This window comes from Pseudomonas sp. SWRI81 (assembly GCF_014268545.1).
GTDB lineage: Bacteria > Pseudomonadota > Gammaproteobacteria > Pseudomonadales > Pseudomonadaceae > Aquipseudomonas > Aquipseudomonas hamedanensis.
Genome location: NZ_JABWQS010000054.1, coordinates 1 through 16,285 on the forward strand (window position 1 = coordinate 1; position 16,285 = coordinate 16,285).

The following is a 16,285-nucleotide window of genomic DNA, read 5'->3' on the forward strand; positions in this document are numbered from 1 at the left end:
TCAGTTGCAGGTGCGTTGACTGACGAAACGCCTTCGCGGGCAAGCCCGCTCCCACAGGTTTCGGCGGTGTGTTCGCGATAACGGCAACGCTGGAAAGCCAGTGTGGGAGTGAGCCTGCTCGCGAAAGCGCAATGTCAGTCGCAGATGCGTTGACTGACGAAACGCCTTCGCGGGCACAGTGTGCGCAAACCACGTCGGCTGATCCTGGCCCTGGGGCCATTGTTGACGTTCGACGTTTAGGAAATTTCTCACGAATTTTGAGACGTTTCCTGAAGATTTGCCTCCTCGAATGACCCAGACTGACTCACGCCATTCAACCCGTGAGTCCGTCCCCATGTCCGATCTGCCGCTACGGGCTTTAGTACTGGAGGACCATCCTTTTCAACGTTCGGTTGCGGTGAATATCTTGCGCACCCTGGGCTGTCGCGAGGTACTTGAGGCGAGTGACGGTGCCCAGGCGCTGGCTTTGCTGGACAAGGTCGGCACGGTCGACGTGGCCCTGTGCGACTTGCAGATGGAAGGCATGGATGGGTTGGAATTTTTGCAGCGGGTCGGCGCGTCAGGCCAGGTCAAGTCAGTGATCATCAGCAGTTCGCTGTCGGTGGATTTACGCCGGGCTGTGCATCAAATGGTTGCGTTACTCGGTCTGGAACTGCTCGGCGATGTTGGCAAGCCGGTGCACATACAGGGGCTGGCAGACCTGTTGAAAAAAGCCGTCGACAGGCCGCGCGTGACCTGCCCGCCGGCAGCCACCGTGAAGCTGGCCAGCGCAGCGGCGGTGCGCCAGGCCTTGGCTGAACAGCAGTTGCGCGCCTGGTACCAGCCCAAGTTCAACCTGCACACCGGTGAAGTCTGTGGCGTCGAAGTGTTGTGCCGCTGGCTGCATCCGCAGCAGGGGATCATTGCCCCGGCGTTGTTCATGCCCGTGCTGGAACAATGCGGGTTGCTCGACGCGTTGTTGTTTCCTCAAATGGAACAGGCCCTGACGGTGCAACGCAGCGCCGGGGCCAACGGTTTCGCCGTGAGCATGGCGTTCAATCTGCAAACGGTGCAACTGGCCAACGCTGAGCTGGCCGCCAGTCTCAAGGCTTTGCTCCGGCGCCACGGCGCGTGCGGCGCCAGCCTGACCTTCGAACTGACGGAAAGCGGCTTGCTGGAAGCGCCGGCCACCAGCCTGGAAACCCTGGTGCGTCTGCGGATGATGGGCTGCCGCTTGTCGATCGATGACTTCGGCGCCGGGTTCTCCTCCTTGCAGCGTTTGTGTCAGTTGCCGTTCAACGAGATCAAGCTCGACGCTGATTTCGTTCGCAACCTCGCCGATGAGCCGCGCTGCCGGGCGGCAATCAGCAGCACGCTGGCGCTGGGTGAGGCCTTGGGCATGAGCGTTGTGATCGAGGGCATCGAGACCGATGCCCAACGCCGCGAACTTCTTGCGCTGGGCTGCACGCAAGGTCAGGGCTACTGGTACGCGAAGCCCATGGCCGGAGCAGATCTTCTCGTCTGGTTGCAGCAGCGCAGCTCGGCGGACCTCGGATGAATAACCGGTTTTTTAGGAAAAGTCTTACAGAGTCTTCCAAGTGTCCTGCGTAGCCTTATCCCAAGAAAATTTCACCCTCGGGAGATTGACCATGATCAACAAAGCCCTGCGAATCCTGATCGCCGACCCGCAGCATTTTCACCGGATGAAGATCGAGCGCCTGTTCAACCACCTCGATTACTACCGCGTTGCCCCGGTGCAGGACCTCGCCGAGTTGTTGACCCTGGTCGACTACGGCTGTGACCCCTTCGATGTGGTGGTCATCAACGCCGAGCTGGCCGCTGGCCGGCTCGACCTGCTGGGCTTCTTCCTCGGCAATGCACAGGTGCGCCATGCCCTGATCTACAACGAACCCAGCGCACCCCTGCAGATGGCGGCCGGTTTTGCCCAGGAAAATGTCCAGATCAGCCCTGTCGCATTGCCCTCATCGGCGTTGATCCGGCAATTGATGGCGTTCGTCGATGCGCCAGAGCAGCAACCGGACGCGTCAGGCTGGGCACCGCAAGCAGCGCTGCAGCGTCGGGCCTAACACAGTTTGTTGTTTTACGCACCTGTCAGACTTGACAGGTGTTTCGATTTTCATCCCGTGTAACAGTCGCTGTGCAGCCACCGTGTCTGGAACAGTCCAGTGGTCGACTGCATTGCCAGTTTTGCCTCGGGAGTGTCCATGAAGTCAGCGCTGATCGTCGACGACCATCCAGTGGTGTGCGCTGCCGTCCGGATTGTGCTGCAAGCTGAAGGCTTCAAGGAGATCTACGAGGCCAGCAATGGCAACGAGGTGGTGTCGCTGATCCGCGAATACGCGCCGCAACTGGTGATCCTTGACTTGCATTTGCCGGTATTCGACGGACTGGAGGTCATGGCGCGGATCAAAACCACTGGGCTTGACTGTCGCATTGTGGTGTTCAGTTCCTATGATCCGTTGTTTTACCAGGAGCGCTGCCAGCGCGCCGGGGCCATGGCCTACGTGACCAAAACCAATCAACTGCAACAACTGCACGAAGCCATTCGCGCGGTGATGTCGGGCTATACATTTTTCTCTTCTTTGCCGGACGGCCACGCGTCGAGCATTGCGCAGCGCTCGGAAAAAGACCTGATCGACCGACTTTCCGATCGCGAACTGAGCATTTTCCTGCAACTGAGCCAAGGCAAGACCAACAAGACAATTGCCGAGGGCATGCACCTTAGCCATAAAACAGTGAGCACGTATAAGAAACGGCTGATGCAAAAGCTCGGGCTGAATTCGGTCGTGCATTTGCGCGAATTCGCCCTACGCAATCATTTGATCTGAACGCACGGACATGGCACTGGGATATCGGCTTTTCGGGCTGTGGCTGAGCTGCCTGACCAGCGCTTGGGCGGATGAAACATCGCAGCGGCTGGAGGTGGTGACGCGTGCCGGGGCGGCGCATGCCGAGGTTCGCCTCGACGCGCAGGATCGCCAGTGGTTGCGCGAGCACCCGGTACTGCGCATGGGCATTTCCGGGCCGGATTACCCACCGTTCGAAATCACCCGTCATCAGCACGAGCTGGAAGGGCTTACGGCCGATTACGCCGACCTGCTGGCGCAACTGCTCGGTGTGCGCATCGACGTCCGGCGCTTCGCTGACCGGCCCGCCTTGATGGCGGCGCTCAAGCGTGGCGAACTGGACTTGCTGGGCACCTCCAACCGCTTTGAAATCGCCGACCCCGATTTTGTGCTGTCTCGCGCTTACGCCGAAGACCAGCCGATGCTGGTGATCCGCCACGACGACACCCTGTCGGCCGGTCTTGCAGGCAAACGTATCGCCATGGTCGAGGACTATCTGCCGCTGGCAAGCGTACAAGCGTTCTATCCCGACGCTCAGGTGCAACGCTACCCGTCGGCCATGGATGCCCTCGGTGCGGTGGCTTTCGGTGCGGATGATGTCTACCTGGGAGACTTCATCAGTTCCAACTACCTGATCAACACCAATTACCGCAACGATCTGCAGCTGGCCGGGCCGTCCGGGCTGGATGCCAACCCGTTCGGCTTTGCCCTGTTGCGCACCGACGTGCGCCTCAAGCGCCTTGTCGACAAGGCGCTTGAGGCCGTGCCCATGGAGCGCCGCCAGCTCATCGAGCAGCGTTGGAGTGTCGGTCATGCGGAGATGGCGGAACAGTCACAGGTGCAACTCAGTGTGATGGAGCAAGACTGGCTGAATCGACATCCGGTGGTGCGGGTCGGTGTCATTGATGATTTCGCCCCGCTGACTTTTTTCGACGCCGACGGCCGTTTCAGTGGGCTTGGCGCGCAGCTGCTGACTCTGATCAGTCAGCGCAGCGGTTTGCAGTTCGAACGGGTGCGCGGGGTTTCCCTCGACCGTCAGATCGAGCAGCTCAAGGCCGGTGAACTCGATCTGCTGCCGGTGGTAACGCCGAGCAATGAACGCGAAGCCGAACTGGCCTTCACCCGCGCCTACCTCAACAATCCGTTTGTCCTGGTTGCTTCGACAGCCGCGCAGAGCCCGCGTCGCCTCGATGACCTGACCGGCAAACGCCTGGCCATTTATCGCGGCCACCCACTGCGTGACTACCTGTTGGAACGCATTCCCGGCGTGCGTCTGGTCGAAGTCGCAAGCCCCGCCGAGGGCATGGTACTGATCGCCAAGGGGCAGGTGGACGCCACGGTCAGTTCGTTGCTGGTTGCGCGCTTTTTACTGACCCGTCATTACCGTGATCGCTTGCGTATCATCGGTACGGTCGGCGACCAGCCGGCGCGGATTGCCTTGGCCACTGCTCCGCAGGCGACCGCGCTGCACTCGATTTTGAACAAGGCGCTGCTGAGTATTGCGCCGCAGCATATGGATGAATTGGTCGAGCGCTGGAGCCATGATGTGGTGGTGGATGACAGCTACTGGTTGCGCCATCGCCAGTCGATTTTGCTGAGCTTCGCCGCTGCGGCCGTGCTGCTGGTGCTGGCGCTGCTGTGGATCGGTTTTCAGCGCCGGCAGATTCGCCAGCGTCAGCAGTGGTTGCAACAATTGCAGCAAGCCAAGCAGACGGCCGACGACGCCAACCGCGCAAAAACCACGTTTCTGGCGACCATGAGCCATGAAATCCGTACGCCGATGAACGCCTTGATCGGCATGCTCGAACTGGCGCTCAAGCGGGCGGAGGAGGGCGAAACCGATCGGTTGGCGATTCAGGTTGCGGCCAACGCCGGGCAGCAACTGCTGGCGTTGATCGGCGACATTCTCGACATTGCCAGGATTGAGTCCGGGCACCTTTCAGTGGCACCGGAACGCGCCAACCTGCGCGATCTGGTGACGTCGGTGAGCCGTGTCTTCGAAGGGCTGGCGCGGCAAAAGCGGCTGTTGTGGCGCATCGATCTGGACGAACACAGTGACGTCGATGTGCTGATCGATCCGACACGTTTCAAGCAAGTGCTGTCGAACCTGCTGAGCAACGCCATCAAGTTCACTGAGCAGGGTGAAGTCAGTCTGTCGCTCAAACTCAAGCTGAAATCGGCAGAAAAACTGGCACTGACCGTGATCATCGAGGACAGCGGACTGGGCATCAGTGCCGTTGATCGGCAGCGGTTGTTCAGTCCGTTTGTCCAGGTCGGCAACCTTCCGGGTGCGGTGCGCAGCGGTTCTGGACTGGGACTGGTGATCAGTCGCAGCCTCTGCGAGATGATGGGCGGCACCTTGCAACTCGACAGCGAACCGGGGCTCGGCACGCGGGTCGAGCTGCGCTTTGAACTGCCGCGCCTGACTGCACTCGCAGCGGTTCCGCCAAGTACGCAAGAGGCGCCGTGCGCGCTGCGATCACTCGACGTGCTGGTGGTCGACGACCATCCGGTCAATCGATTGCTGCTGTGTTGGCAACTCAGCGACCTCGGGCATCGCACCGTCGACACCGAGAATGGCGAGCAGGGCCTGGAACGCTGGCGCGCTCAGGTGTTCGATGTCGTTATCACGGACTGCAACATGCCGCACCGCAACGGCTATGAGCTGGCACGGGCAATCCGCGATGAGGAAACGCACAGCGCACGCACACCGTGCCGGATCATTGGATTTACCGCCAACGCCCAGGTCCAGGAGCGGGTGCGCTGTTTCGAGGCGGGTATGGACGATTGCCTGTTCAAACCGATCCGCTTGCGCGACCTGGCGCAGGCCTTGAAGGGTGTCGCTCATTGCCAGCGAGAGATGGAGCCAGTCTCAGCCCCTGCATTGACGGAAATCGACCTCAGCGCGCTGGAGCAAATGGCCGGCAATGACCACTCGTTGATCGAACGCCTGCGCGCCGAAGTGTCGCGCAGCCTGGATCAGGACCTCCAGCGTCTGGAGAGTTTGCAGGGCGGTGAGGACCACAGTGGCTTGCGCGAACTGGCTCATCACATCAAGGGCGGTGCGCAAATGGTCGGCGCGGCACGCCTGGTGGCGGCGTGTATCGAACTCGAACAGGCTTGCCAGCAGCCCGATGCGGTGGCGGTTCTGCCGGCAATCAAGACGCTGCGCGAAGCCATGCACAACCTCGCGCAACGTCTTCAGGCCTGATCAGTCCCAGGCAGGGGCCAGGCCTTTTGGGCTGGTCAGGCGATGGCCGCGGTCCAGGCTGGCGATCAGCGTCATGTCGGCATCGCTCAGTGTCAGCGCCGTCGCGCCGAGGTTGCTGTGCAGGTTGGCGCGTCGGGTCGAGGACGGAATCACCGCAAAACCCGACTGCATCGCCCAGGCCAGCGTGACCTGCGCCGGGGTGGCGTGCAGGCGCTCGGCAATCTTCTGGATCAGCGGATCCTGCAACACTTCGCCGTAGGCGAGGGTCATGTACGAGGTGATGTGAATGCCTTGGCTGTGGGCGAACTCGACGACTTTACGGTTTTGCAGATACGGGTGCAGTTCGATCTGATTCGTCGCAATGTGCTCGGCACCGACGGCGGCGATGGCCTGTTTCATCAGGTCGATGGTGAAGTTGGACACGCCGATCTGTCGCGTCAGGCCCAGGCGTTTTGCCTCCAGCAGCGCGCCCATGAACGCCTCGACAGGGACCTCGTGGTTGGGCGAGGGCCAATGGATCAGCGTCAGGTCGAGGTAGTCGGTCTGCAATTTGTGCAGGCTTTCCTTGAGACTGGCGATCAGGCGATCTGCGGCGAAGTTGGCCACCCAGATCTTGCTGGTAATGAACAGCGCGTCGCGCGCGATTCCACTGGCAGCGATCGCCTGACCCACCTCGGTTTCGTTTTCGTAAATCTGCGCGGTGTCGATGGCGCGGTAGCCGAGTTCAAGGGCCGTGCTCACTGAATCAATGACCACCTGGCCTTGCAGGCGAAACGTACCAAGACCGAAAGCGGGAACAGACATGGGATGACTCCTGGAATGCAGTGGGAATGGCCGCAGTATCCGCGTCCGGATCAGTGAGAAAAACCGCTGGTGGGTCAAAGCAGTGTTGAGCAGAAGTCATGAATCATTTCCGAGATCCGGGTTGTCCGGCCTGTCCCCTTCGCGAGCAAGCTGGCTTCCACAGAAGCTGTGGTTATACACAAATCACGAATTCATCCAGAATCCTGTGGGAGCGAGCCTGCTCGCGAAGGGCGCACCGCCGATCCATCGTTCTGCATATAGAACACTCAAGTCGATTTTAGCGATCTAGTGCAAAACTCGATCTCCCTTTAGGCTTAATCCAAGGCATTTACCCATTGGAGAGCCCATGAAAAACATTCTCGGTATCTACACCAGCCCGCGCGGCCATTGGGTCGGCGATGGTTTTCCGGTTCGCACGCTGTTTTCCTACGACAACCTGGGCCAACACATCAGCCCGTTCCTGCTGCTCGATCATGCCGGTCCGGCCGAATTCACCCCGACCACCGAGCGGCGCGGCGTGGGCCAGCACCCGCACCGTGGTTTCGAAACCGTGACGATCGTTTACGACGGCGAAGTGCAGCACCGCGACTCCACCGGCAGCGGCGGCACTATCGGCCCGGGCGACGTGCAATGGATGACAGCCGCGTCGGGAATTCTCCACGAGGAGTTCCACTCCGACGATTTCGCCAAAACCGGCGGCCGTATGGAAATGGTGCAATTGTGGGTCAACCTGCCGGCCAAGGACAAAATGGCCGCGCCGGGCTACCAGACCATCCTCGACAGCGATATCCCGCGCATTGCGCTCAAGGACAACGCTGGCAGCCTGCGTCTGATCGCCGGTGAGTTCGAAGGCCATAAAGGTCCGTCGCGCACGTTTACGCCCATCGACGTCTGGGACTTACGCCTGAACGCTGGCAAGTTACTGACGCTGGATCTGCACGATGGGCACAACACCGCGCTGGTGGTTTTGAAAGGTTCGGTGCAGGTCAACGGCGCGGAATCGGTGGGGGAAGGGCAGTTAGTGCTCTTCGAGCGTGATGGCGATCGGTTGACCCTCGAGGCCAGCCAGCAAGCGGTGGTGCTGTTGCTCAGCGGCGAGCCGATCGACGAACCGATCGTCGGCCATGGCCCGTTCGTGATGAACACCGAGCAGGAAATCCACCAGGCGTTCGCCGATTTCCAGTCGGGCCGCTTCGGCCGGATGCAGGCCTGACGCCACAGCCAGGGGCAGTCACCTGACACACCCCAAAACCCAATGTGGGAGCGGGCTTGCTCGCGAAGGCGTTGTGTCAGTCAATACAACTGTGACTGTTCCACCGACTTCGCGAGCAGGCTCGCTCCCACAGGTTTTTCAGCGTTTTCGAGAAAGGTTCATCTGCTGAAATCAATTGCTCCTACACTGGCTCAATCTGTGCGATCTTCTCGCGATTGGCCTTCGTCGGAGTGGTTTGATGTTGTCTTTGCTGACCGAACATCCGCTGTTTTGCGCATTTGTCCTGATCCTCCTCGACCTTGGATTCTGGCGTCTGATCAGTTCCCGAGGCAGCGAGTGGAAGCTGTTGGTGCGGGTGCTGATTTTTACCCTGTTCAGCATTGTCCTGTTCAACGAAGGCCTGAATCCGATGGAGCCGGCACCGTGGGCCGACAACGTGCCGCTGCACCTGGCGGCGACGGCGTTGCAGATCGGCTGGTGGCTGTTCGGCGCGCGGACCCTGACGGTGTTGATCGGCGCGGTAATGATGCAGCGGGTCGGCCACACCGGACGGCTGTTGCAGGATTTGCTTGGCGCCGTGATTTTCCTCATCGCGATCATCGCCGCGCTGGCGTATGTGCTGGACCTGCCGGTCAAAGGCGTGCTGGCGACGTCGGGCGCGTTGGCGATCATTGTCGGCCTGGCCTTGCAGAGCACCTTGAGCGATGTGTTTTCCGGCATCGTCCTCAACACCACCAAGCCCTATCAGCTCGATGACTGGATTTCCATCGACGGCACCGAAGGCCGGGTCACCGATATCGATTGGCGCGCCACGCGTCTGCAAACCAGTCAGGGCAGCATGGCGGTGATTCCCAATTCGCTGGCGGCCAAGGCCAAGATCATCAACTTCAGTCGGCCGAGCAACATGTTTGGCGTCGCGGTAGGTGTGCAAGTCAGCCCGCATGCGCGGCCCAGCTCGGTGATCGAGGCGCTGGAGCGGGCCATGCAGGGCTGCCGCCAGTTGCTCGACAGTCCGGCGCCGAGTGTCGCGCTGAAAAGCTCTGGCAGCAGCGGCGCGGAATACGAAATCAGTGGTTTCGTCGCCTCGATGGGCGAGAAGCGCGCAGTACGCAATCAGTTGTTCGATCTGGCTTACCGCCACTTGCAGGCGTCCGGAGTCAATCTGCTGTCCAGCAATGAAGCCAGTACAGCGTCTACGCTCTCGCGGCCACGGGCATTGCTCGACAGTTCGCCAATTTTTTCCACGCTGCGTGAGGAAGAAAAAGACACCTTCAGCCAGAACATGACCCTGCAGACATTCCGCGCCGGCGAGACCCTTCTGGCGGGCGGGGAGGTCAGCGATCATTTGTTCATTATCGAGTCCGGCGTGGTCTCGGTGACGTTGAAGCGGCACGGCACAGCGCTGGAGTCCGGGCGCATGGGGCCGGGCGAAGTGATCGGGGAGGCGGGGATTCTCAGCGACACGGCGCTGCCTGCCGATTTTACGGCGAAGACCTTCTGCACCTTGTATCGCATCGAAAAGTCATACCTGAAGCCGTGCCTGGACGCCCGCCATGACATCCACGATGCCATGCAGGCGTTGCTCGATTTTCGTCTGCACAAGGCGCAATCGCTCACCGAAGAAGCGCCAGCCGTTGCGCCGAAAAGAGGTTTTTTGCAGTGGCTGCGCAATCGCGCCTGAGGGCTGAGCGTGCTGATTGAATGCAACCTGCGCAACGGTTCGGGGGTCACAAGTGCAATCCCCTTGACAGGAGCGGCGAACGATGAAAAACCTGCGCATTGCCACGTTCAACGTCAACGGCCTGCGCGCGCGGCTGCCGAATCTGCTGGCGTGGCTGGAGCGTGAACAACCGGACATCGCATGCCTGCAAGAACTGAAATCGGTGGACAGCGCGTTTCCGGCAGCCGAGCTGGAAGCGGCCGGTTACGGCGCGATCTGGCAAGGCCAGGCGTCGTGGAACGGTGTGGCGATTCTGGCGCGGGATGCACAACCGCTGGAGAGCCGGCGCGGGCTGCCCGGCGATCCAGACGACGCCCAGAGCCGCTATATCGAAGCGGCGGTGCACGGGGTGCTGGTCGGTTGCCTGTACCTGCCCAATGGCAATCCGCAGCCGGGGCCGAAATTCGAGTACAAACTGGCCTGGTTCGAGCGGTTGATCAGCTACGCGAAAGACCTGCAGAGCAGCGATCACCCGGTGGTGCTGGCCGGTGACTACAACGTCGTGCCCACCGACATGGACATCTACAACACCCGTTCCTGGCTCAAGGACGCCTTGCTGCAACCGGAAAGTCGCGAGTGCTACCAACGTCTGCTGGATCAGGGCTGGACCGATTCCCTGCGGCATTTGTATCCCGAGGAACGCCTTTACACCTTCTGGGATTATTTCCGCCAGCACTGGCAAACCAACTCCGGCTTGCGCATCGACCATCTTTTGCTGAACCCGGCGCTGAGTCCGTATTTGCACGAGGCGGGAGTCGATGCCTGGGTGCGCAATGAACCGCACGCCAGTGATCATGCGCCGACGTGGATTCGTATCGGCTCGCGTAAAAAACGCTGAGCGGTTGATTGGCGAAATCAATTGTCGAAAACCCCGCTCGATCCCGTATACAGGGTGTCTATCAACGCCCCCTGCATAAGGACCGAGCAATGAGCGAGCCACGCCTGACCCATCTGAAGCTGTACCTGCAACGCCTGGGGTTTGAGGCGCCTCCACCGCCGACACTGGCTACCCTGCGCCAGTTACAGTTGCGCCATACCGCTGTGTTTGTTTTCGAAAACCTGGCCACGGTCACTGGCGCGCCAGTGTTGATCGATCTGCCGTCGATTGAAGAAAAAATCCTGCTGGGTGGTCGCGGCGGTTATTGCTATGAGCTCAACAAGCTGTTTTTCACCCTGTTGCTTGAACTGGGCTTCGACGTTCGCGCGATCAGCGGGCGCGTGGTGATGAATCAGCCTGAAGGCAGCTGGACGGCGCGGACTCACCGCTTGAGCCTGGTCAGTCTCGACGGTGTTCGCTATATCACTGACGTCGGCTTCGGCGGCATGGTGCCGACCGCACCGCTGATGCTCGACACCGAAGCCGTGCAACCCACCCCTCACGAACCTTATCGCATCGAAAAACAGGCCGACGGCTATCTGTTGCATGCCAACGTCGCGGGCGAATGGCGGCCGATGTATCTGTTCGACCTGCAACGCCAGGAAGACATCGATTACACCGTCGGCAACTGGTACGTCTCGACGCACCCAGACTCACCGTTTGCCCAGCGATTAATGGTCGCGCGCACCGGGGAGGGCTGGCGCAAGACGCTGAACAACGGCAGCTTCGCCCTTCATCGCATCGGTGATGAGAGTGAGCGGCGCGACGTGACGCAGGTCGATGAGTTGATTGAATTGCTGGCGCGCGAGTTTGGCCTGCAGGTGGTTGATTCGCCGTCAATGCGGCAATCGCTGGCGCAGGTGATCGCGCCAGTGTCTGCCTAGGGCTTCACGTCTGGTTCCAGCACGCGGCGGATTTCGCCGATGGCCGCCGACAGTTTTCTCTCGAGGCTCTTGAGGTCAGCGGCCGTTATGCCTTTTTTAAACTGCCCGGACACCTCGGCATTCTCCGCGTTGGTCTGCTGGCGAGGGTTCTCCAGCAGGGCATGGCGCAGCGTGTTGTTGATCACTGTCTGATAACCAAAACCCTCGTTTTCGGCGACTGCGCGCGCCGCCTCGATCACCGCATCGTCAAGCATGATGGTAATGCGCGTTTTACCTTTGCTGGACGCCACGGCACCGCGTTTGCCCTGGGAAAAGTCATATTCATCGTTCATCGGTCAAGCCTCCGGAAAATACGCGCGCCGTTCGCTCGGACTGGCGGCACGTGCAGAAATGATTCGAACCACATTGGCTGCGCGATAGCTGTATGCAACGACCAGCAAACGTCCTTTGCCATCGAGGCCAAGAGTGATCCAGCGTTGTTCGTCATGGTCGCTGTCCTCAAGGGTGATCGCGCGTTCGTCGTAGAAGACCGGTTCGGCTTCGGCGAGGCTGATGCCTTTGTGCTTGAGTTTGTTGGCTGCGTTCTTGCTTTTGTCGTACTGAATTTCTAATGACTTCATTATGCATACTTTATATGTATATAGAAGGGCGGGACCGCGCCGTCGGTCGCCATGAACACTTCAGCCTAGTGGGCAGGTGCGCTGGCGCAGTCGGGGATGTGTTGCCGGATTTGTGCGGGCGCAAACCGCAGCCTGGAAGGTTGGGTGGCTAGCTAACCATTATGTGACTGATAAGTTGTATACAACTCTATGGACATTTGTCCCGAGTATTGAATACAGTGTGCGCATAACAAAAACCAGGGAACCCCCCACCATGAAAACGCCCCATGTTTCACACCAACGGCCCGAGGATGAAAATCTCGGGGTCGGCGCGAATATGGCTTACGGCCTGCAACATGTTCTGACGATGTACGGCGGTATCGTTGCGGTGCCACTGATCATTGGCCAGGCGGCCGGTTTGTCGCCGGCGGACATCGGCTTGTTGATTGCTGCTTCATTGTTTGCGGGGGGGCTGGCGACACTGCTGCAAACCCTGGGTCTGCCGTTTTTTGGCTGTCAGTTGCCGCTGGTACAGGGCGTGTCGTTCTCCGGCGTGGCGACCATGGTTGCGATCGTCAGCAGTGGCGGGGAGGGCGGCTTCCAGTCGGTGCTGGGCGCGGTGATTGCCGCTTCGTTGATCGGCTTGCTGATCACGCCGGTGTTCTCACGCATCACCAAGTTCTTTCCGCCGTTGGTCACTGGCATTGTCATCACCACCATCGGCCTGACGCTGATGCCGGTGGCCGCCCGCTGGGCCATGGGCGGTAACAGCCATGCGCCGGATTTTGGCAGCATGCAGAACATCGGTCTGGCGGCGGTCACGCTGGTGCTGGTGTTGCTGCTGAGCAAGGTCGGCAGTGCAACCATTTCGCGCTTGTCGATCCTGTTGGCGATGGTGATCGGCACGGTGCTGGCGGTGTTCCTCGGCATGGCGGATTTCTCCAGCGTCACCACAGGTCCCATGTTCGGCTTCCCGACGCCGTTCCACTTCGGCATGCCCACCTTCCACTTCGCCGCGATTCTGTCGATGTGCATTGTGGTCATGGTGACGCTGGTGGAAACCTCGGCGGACATTCTGGCGGTCGGCGAAATCATCGAAACCAAGGTTGATTCAAAACGTCTGGGCAATGGCCTGCGCGCCGACATGTTGTCGAGCATGTTTGCGCCGATCTTCGGTTCCTTCACCCAGAGCGCTTTCGCCCAGAACGTCGGGCTGGTGGCGGTGACCGGGATCAAGAGCCGTTTCGTGGTCGCCACCGGCGGTCTGTTTCTGGTGGTCCTTGGCCTGTTGCCATTCATGGGAAGGGTGATTGCTGCTGTGCCGACGTCGGTCCTCGGCGGCGCCGGTATCGTGCTGTTCGGTACCGTAGCAGCAAGCGGCATTCGTACGCTGTCGAAGGTTGACTACCGCAATAACGTCAACCTGATCATCGTCGCCACGTCGATCGGTTTCGGCATGATTCCGATTGCTGCGCCGAACTTCTACGACCAGTTCCCGAGCTGGTTCGCGACGATTTTCCACTCCGGCATCAGCTCGTCGGCGATCATGGCCATCCTGCTCAACCTGGCGTTCAACCACTTTACCGCTGGCAACTCGGATCAGCAGTCTGTGTTTGCCGCGGCGGAAGAGCGAACCCTGCGTTATCGCGATCTGGCCGCACTGCGTGAAGGCGATTACTTCAGCGACGGCAAGCTGCATGACTGCGACGGCAAGGAAGTGCCGGTGATCGAGGTGGATTCGGAGCACGATCATGGGCATGGCGCGCCGAAAGCGCAGGCGAAAAGCAGCGAACATGTTTGACCGCGGCGTCTGAAAAAAAGGGCCGATCTGTTAAGTACTGATCGGCCCTTTTTATTGTCGATGTTTTGATCTTTTGGAGCGCCCACAAAAAAGCCCCTGAATCTTTCAATTCAGGGGCTTTGCTATTTGGCTCCACAACCTGGACTCGAACCAGGGACCCAATGATTAACAGTCATTTGCTCTACCAACTGAGCTATTGCGGAATTGGTGCGTATGTTACTGATTCAAAAAGAGAAGTCAAGCTCCGAATAACACCTTTTACGATTCGTCGGGACGGACGGCGTTTTGTCAGCGATTAGCGCTTACCAGAGCGGCACCGGAGGTCTACCATGGCCACCCGGAAGTGGTCACACGCGCTACCGGCCATTCGCCGAAAAGGTACGCGCCATGAGTCAGATCATCTGTAACACCGAGGTATCCGTATGAGCATCACGCAGATCAGCCTGCCAAAAGGCGTCGGCCCCCACGCCGAAAAACTCTTCGACGCGATCACTCAGGCAAGCACCGCCGAAGAATTGAACCGCGCCGGCGGCAAGGCCGAAGGTTTCGTGCTCGGTCTTGAGAGCACCAAAGCCATCAAGAGCCAGATTGCCGAATCGCTGTATGTCGCCTATGACGACGCCGCGAGTCAGCGCGCGACCGAGTTGGCTTAACCGCCAAAGGTAATCGTGCCGAGCATCAGCCTGGCGTAAGCGGCCGTGACCACCAGTTGCACCAGCCACAGGGCCAGGCCGCCGAGGAAAACCCCGGTGGCGATTTGCAGGACCAGGCTTTTTTCCCGTTTCGCCGACACACGGGGAATGAAATCATCCAGTTCGTCACGGTCGGCGCGCAGGTTGTCGTTTTTCATGTGGGTTCTCTTCAAAAATCTCGGGCGTACACAAAACCAATTGTGGGGGCGGGCTTGCTCGCGAATGCGGCAGGTCAGTCAATCCATTTTTGGCTGACAGACCGCTTTCGCGAGCAAGCCCGCTCCCACAGTTAAAGCTCTGTGCAGTCTAGAGGTTGTGGGACGTTTCCAGACACAAATAAAAAACGGGAAGCCATCAAGGCTTCCCGTTTTTCATCACGCCGCGAAATCAGATGACCTGAACAATCGCATCCGTCACGGCCTTGATGTTGCTCTGGTTCAGCGCCGCCACGCAGATGCGACCGGTGTCCAGGGCATAGATGCCGAACTCGTTGCGCAGGCGATGCACCTGTTCAGTGGTCAGGCCGGAGTAGGAGAACATGCCACGCTGGCGACCGACGAAGCTGAAGTCGCGGCCCGGCGCTTTCTCCGCCAGCAGATCGACCATCTGCGTGCGCATGCCACGAATGCGCAGGCGCATCTCGGCCAGTTCCGCTTCCCACTGTGCGCGCAGTTCCGGGCTGTTCAGCACGGCGGCAACGATGCTGGCGCCGTGGGTCGGCGGGTTGGAGTAGTTGGTGCGGATCACGCGTTTGACCTGCGACAGCACACGTGCGCTTTCTTCTTTCGACTCGCTGATGATCGACAACGCGCCCACACGCTCGCCGTAGAGCGAGAATGATTTGGAGAACGAACTCGAGACGAAGAAAGTCAGGCCGGATTCCGCGAACAGGCGCACGGCCGCAGCGTCTTCGTCGATGCCGTCGCCAAAGCCCTGATAAGCCATGTCGAGGAACGGCACGTGACCTTTGGTCTTGACCACTTCCAGCACCTTGTTCCAGTCCGCCGGGGTCAGGTCGACGCCAGTCGGGTTGTGGCAGCAAGCGTGCAGAACAACGACCGAGCCGTTCGGCAGGGCGTTGAGGTCGTCGAGCATGCCGGCACGGTTGACGTCGTGGGTGGCCGCGTCGTAGTAGCGGTAGTTCTGCACCGGGAAACCAGCGGTTTCGAACAGTGCGCGATGGTTTTCCCAGCTCGGGTCACTGATCGCGACCACGGCGTCGGGCAGCAGCTGCTTGAGGAAGTCGGCACCGATTTTCAGTGCGCCGGTCCCGCCGACTGCCTGAGTGGTGATGACCCGACCGGCGCTGATCAGCGGCGAGTCGTTGCCAAACAGCAGCTTTTGCACGGCCTGATCGTAGGCGGCGATGCCGTCGATCGGCAGGTAGCCGCGCGAAGCGTGTTGAGCGACGCGAATCGCCTCGGCTTCGATCACCGCGCGCAGCAGTGGAATTCGCCCCTCTTCGTTGCAGTAAACACCCACGCCCAGATTGACCTTGGTGGTCCGGGTATCGGCGTTGAATGCTTCGTTGAGGCCCAGGATTGGATCGCGGGGTGCCATTTCGACAGCGGAGAACAGGCTCATTATTACGGCGGCTCTGAATGGAGAGTGGAGGGACGTGTCGCGCTCCAGCCGAAT

General features: G+C 60.0%; 15 protein-coding genes and 1 tRNA gene. 10 read left to right on the forward strand and 6 right to left on the reverse strand.

The window, feature by feature from the left end; genetic code table 11:
- Nucleotides 1–334: 334 nt before the first annotated feature.
- From HU765_RS24050 to HU765_RS24065, 4 genes are all read left to right on the forward strand, one after another.
- Nucleotides 335–1,537 carry an EAL domain-containing response regulator gene (locus HU765_RS24050; RefSeq protein WP_186623402.1) on the forward strand — a complete coding sequence of 401 codons (1,203 nt, stop codon included), beginning with the start codon at nucleotides 335–337 and terminating at the stop codon, nucleotides 1,535–1,537.
- 91 nt (nucleotides 1,538–1,628) lie between these two features.
- Nucleotides 1,629–2,066, forward strand: coding sequence for a chemotaxis protein CheY (locus HU765_RS24055; protein ID WP_186623404.1), 438 nt, complete (start codon nucleotides 1,629–1,631; stop codon nucleotides 2,064–2,066).
- A gap of 138 nt (nucleotides 2,067–2,204) precedes the next feature.
- Nucleotides 2,205–2,828 carry a response regulator transcription factor gene (locus tag HU765_RS24060; protein WP_186623406.1) on the forward strand — a complete coding sequence of 208 codons (624 nt, stop codon included), beginning with the start codon at nucleotides 2,205–2,207 and terminating at the stop codon, nucleotides 2,826–2,828.
- A gap of 10 nt (nucleotides 2,829–2,838) precedes the next feature.
- A complete protein-coding gene (locus HU765_RS24065) occupies nucleotides 2,839–6,057 on the forward strand; it encodes a transporter substrate-binding domain-containing protein (protein ID WP_186623407.1) in 3,219 nt (1,072 codons plus the stop codon).
- Here the strand turns inward: HU765_RS24065 and dkgB are convergent, their stop codons facing one another.
- A complete protein-coding gene (gene dkgB / locus HU765_RS24070; RefSeq protein ID WP_186623408.1) occupies nucleotides 6,058–6,861 on the reverse strand; it encodes a 2,5-didehydrogluconate reductase DkgB in 804 nt (267 codons plus the stop codon).
- Nucleotides 6,862–7,207: 346 nt separating this feature from the next.
- Here dkgB and HU765_RS24075 point away from each other — a divergent pair, with 346 nt between their 5' ends.
- The 4 genes from HU765_RS24075 to HU765_RS24090 all read left to right on the forward strand — a co-directional run bounded on the left by HU765_RS24075 (nucleotide 7,208) and on the right by HU765_RS24090 (nucleotide 11,555).
- Nucleotides 7,208–8,074 carry a pirin family protein gene (locus HU765_RS24075; RefSeq protein ID WP_186623409.1) on the forward strand — a complete coding sequence of 289 codons (867 nt, stop codon included), beginning with the start codon at nucleotides 7,208–7,210 and terminating at the stop codon, nucleotides 8,072–8,074.
- Between the two features lie 238 nt (nucleotides 8,075–8,312).
- A complete protein-coding gene (locus tag HU765_RS24080) occupies nucleotides 8,313–9,755 on the forward strand; it encodes a mechanosensitive ion channel family protein (RefSeq protein WP_186623410.1) in 1,443 nt (480 codons plus the stop codon).
- A gap of 82 nt (nucleotides 9,756–9,837) precedes the next feature.
- Nucleotides 9,838–10,632, forward strand: a complete 795-nt coding sequence (xth, locus tag HU765_RS24085) for an exodeoxyribonuclease III (protein WP_186623415.1) — start codon at nucleotides 9,838–9,840, stop codon at nucleotides 10,630–10,632.
- Between the two features lie 89 nt (nucleotides 10,633–10,721).
- The gene (locus HU765_RS24090) at nucleotides 10,722–11,555 is read left to right on the forward strand and encodes an arylamine N-acetyltransferase (protein WP_186623417.1); all 834 of its coding nucleotides are present in this window, start codon (nucleotides 10,722–10,724) and stop codon (nucleotides 11,553–11,555) included.
- Here HU765_RS24090 and HU765_RS24095 read toward each other — a convergent pair.
- Nucleotides 11,552–11,887: a BrnA antitoxin family protein gene (locus tag HU765_RS24095; protein ID WP_186623419.1), complete on the reverse strand. Its 336-nt coding sequence runs from the start codon at nucleotides 11,885–11,887 to the stop codon at nucleotides 11,552–11,554. The two genes, HU765_RS24090 and HU765_RS24095, sit on opposite strands and share 4 nt — an antisense overlap.
- 3 nt (nucleotides 11,888–11,890) lie before the next feature.
- Nucleotides 11,891–12,175 (reverse strand): BrnT family toxin, encoded by a 285-nt coding sequence (locus HU765_RS24100; protein ID WP_186623421.1) that lies wholly within the window; start codon nucleotides 12,173–12,175, stop codon nucleotides 11,891–11,893.
- A 253-nt stretch (nucleotides 12,176–12,428) separates the two neighbouring features.
- Here HU765_RS24100 and HU765_RS24105 point away from each other — a divergent pair, with 253 nt between their 5' ends.
- A complete protein-coding gene (locus HU765_RS24105; RefSeq protein WP_186552474.1) occupies nucleotides 12,429–13,955 on the forward strand; it encodes a nucleobase:cation symporter-2 family protein in 1,527 nt (508 codons plus the stop codon).
- A gap of 127 nt (nucleotides 13,956–14,082) precedes the next feature.
- On the opposite strand, the gene HU765_RS24110 is transcribed toward HU765_RS24105, so the two are convergent.
- Nucleotides 14,083–14,158: transfer RNA gene (locus tag HU765_RS24110), tRNA-Asn, on the reverse strand.
- A gap of 219 nt (nucleotides 14,159–14,377) precedes the next feature.
- Here HU765_RS24110 and HU765_RS24115 point away from each other — a divergent pair.
- Nucleotides 14,378–14,608, forward strand: coding sequence for a hypothetical protein (locus HU765_RS24115; protein WP_103304846.1), 231 nt, complete (start codon nucleotides 14,378–14,380; stop codon nucleotides 14,606–14,608).
- On the opposite strand, the gene HU765_RS24120 is transcribed toward HU765_RS24115, so the two are convergent.
- Nucleotides 14,605–14,805: a hypothetical protein gene (locus HU765_RS24120; RefSeq protein WP_186623422.1), complete on the reverse strand. Its 201-nt coding sequence runs from the start codon at nucleotides 14,803–14,805 to the stop codon at nucleotides 14,605–14,607. The genes HU765_RS24115 and HU765_RS24120 overlap by 4 nt on opposite strands.
- A 229-nt stretch (nucleotides 14,806–15,034) precedes the next feature.
- On the reverse strand, nucleotides 15,035–16,231 hold the full coding sequence (locus HU765_RS24125) for an amino acid aminotransferase (protein ID WP_186552476.1): 1,197 nt from the start codon (nucleotides 16,229–16,231) through the stop codon (nucleotides 15,035–15,037).
- Nucleotides 16,232–16,285: the final 54 nt, after the last annotated feature.

Coding starts and splice junctions, on each gene's coding strand:
- HU765_RS24050 (WP_186623402.1), top strand. CDS start 335: ATGTCCGATCTGCCGCTACGGGCTTTAGTACTGGAGGACCATCCTTTT.
- HU765_RS24055 (WP_186623404.1), top strand. CDS start 1,629: ATGATCAACAAAGCCCTGCGAATCCTGATCGCCGACCCGCAGCATTTT.
- HU765_RS24060 (WP_186623406.1), top strand. CDS start 2,205: ATGAAGTCAGCGCTGATCGTCGACGACCATCCAGTGGTGTGCGCTGCC.
- HU765_RS24065 (WP_186623407.1), top strand. CDS start 2,839: ATGGCACTGGGATATCGGCTTTTCGGGCTGTGGCTGAGCTGCCTGACC.
- dkgB (WP_186623408.1), bottom strand. CDS start 6,861: ATGTCTGTTCCCGCTTTCGGTCTTGGTACGTTTCGCCTGCAAGGCCAG.
- HU765_RS24075 (WP_186623409.1), top strand. CDS start 7,208: ATGAAAAACATTCTCGGTATCTACACCAGCCCGCGCGGCCATTGGGTC.
- HU765_RS24080 (WP_186623410.1), top strand. CDS start 8,313: ATGTTGTCTTTGCTGACCGAACATCCGCTGTTTTGCGCATTTGTCCTG.
- xth (WP_186623415.1), top strand. CDS start 9,838: ATGAAAAACCTGCGCATTGCCACGTTCAACGTCAACGGCCTGCGCGCG.
- HU765_RS24090 (WP_186623417.1), top strand. CDS start 10,722: ATGAGCGAGCCACGCCTGACCCATCTGAAGCTGTACCTGCAACGCCTG.
- HU765_RS24095 (WP_186623419.1), bottom strand. CDS start 11,887: ATGAACGATGAATATGACTTTTCCCAGGGCAAACGCGGTGCCGTGGCG.
- HU765_RS24100 (WP_186623421.1), bottom strand. CDS start 12,175: ATGAAGTCATTAGAAATTCAGTACGACAAAAGCAAGAACGCAGCCAAC.
- HU765_RS24105 (WP_186552474.1), top strand. CDS start 12,429: ATGAAAACGCCCCATGTTTCACACCAACGGCCCGAGGATGAAAATCTC.
- HU765_RS24115 (WP_103304846.1), top strand. CDS start 14,378: ATGAGCATCACGCAGATCAGCCTGCCAAAAGGCGTCGGCCCCCACGCC.
- HU765_RS24120 (WP_186623422.1), bottom strand. CDS start 14,805: ATGAAAAACGACAACCTGCGCGCCGACCGTGACGAACTGGATGATTTC.
- HU765_RS24125 (WP_186552476.1), bottom strand. CDS start 16,231: ATGAGCCTGTTCTCCGCTGTCGAAATGGCACCCCGCGATCCAATCCTG.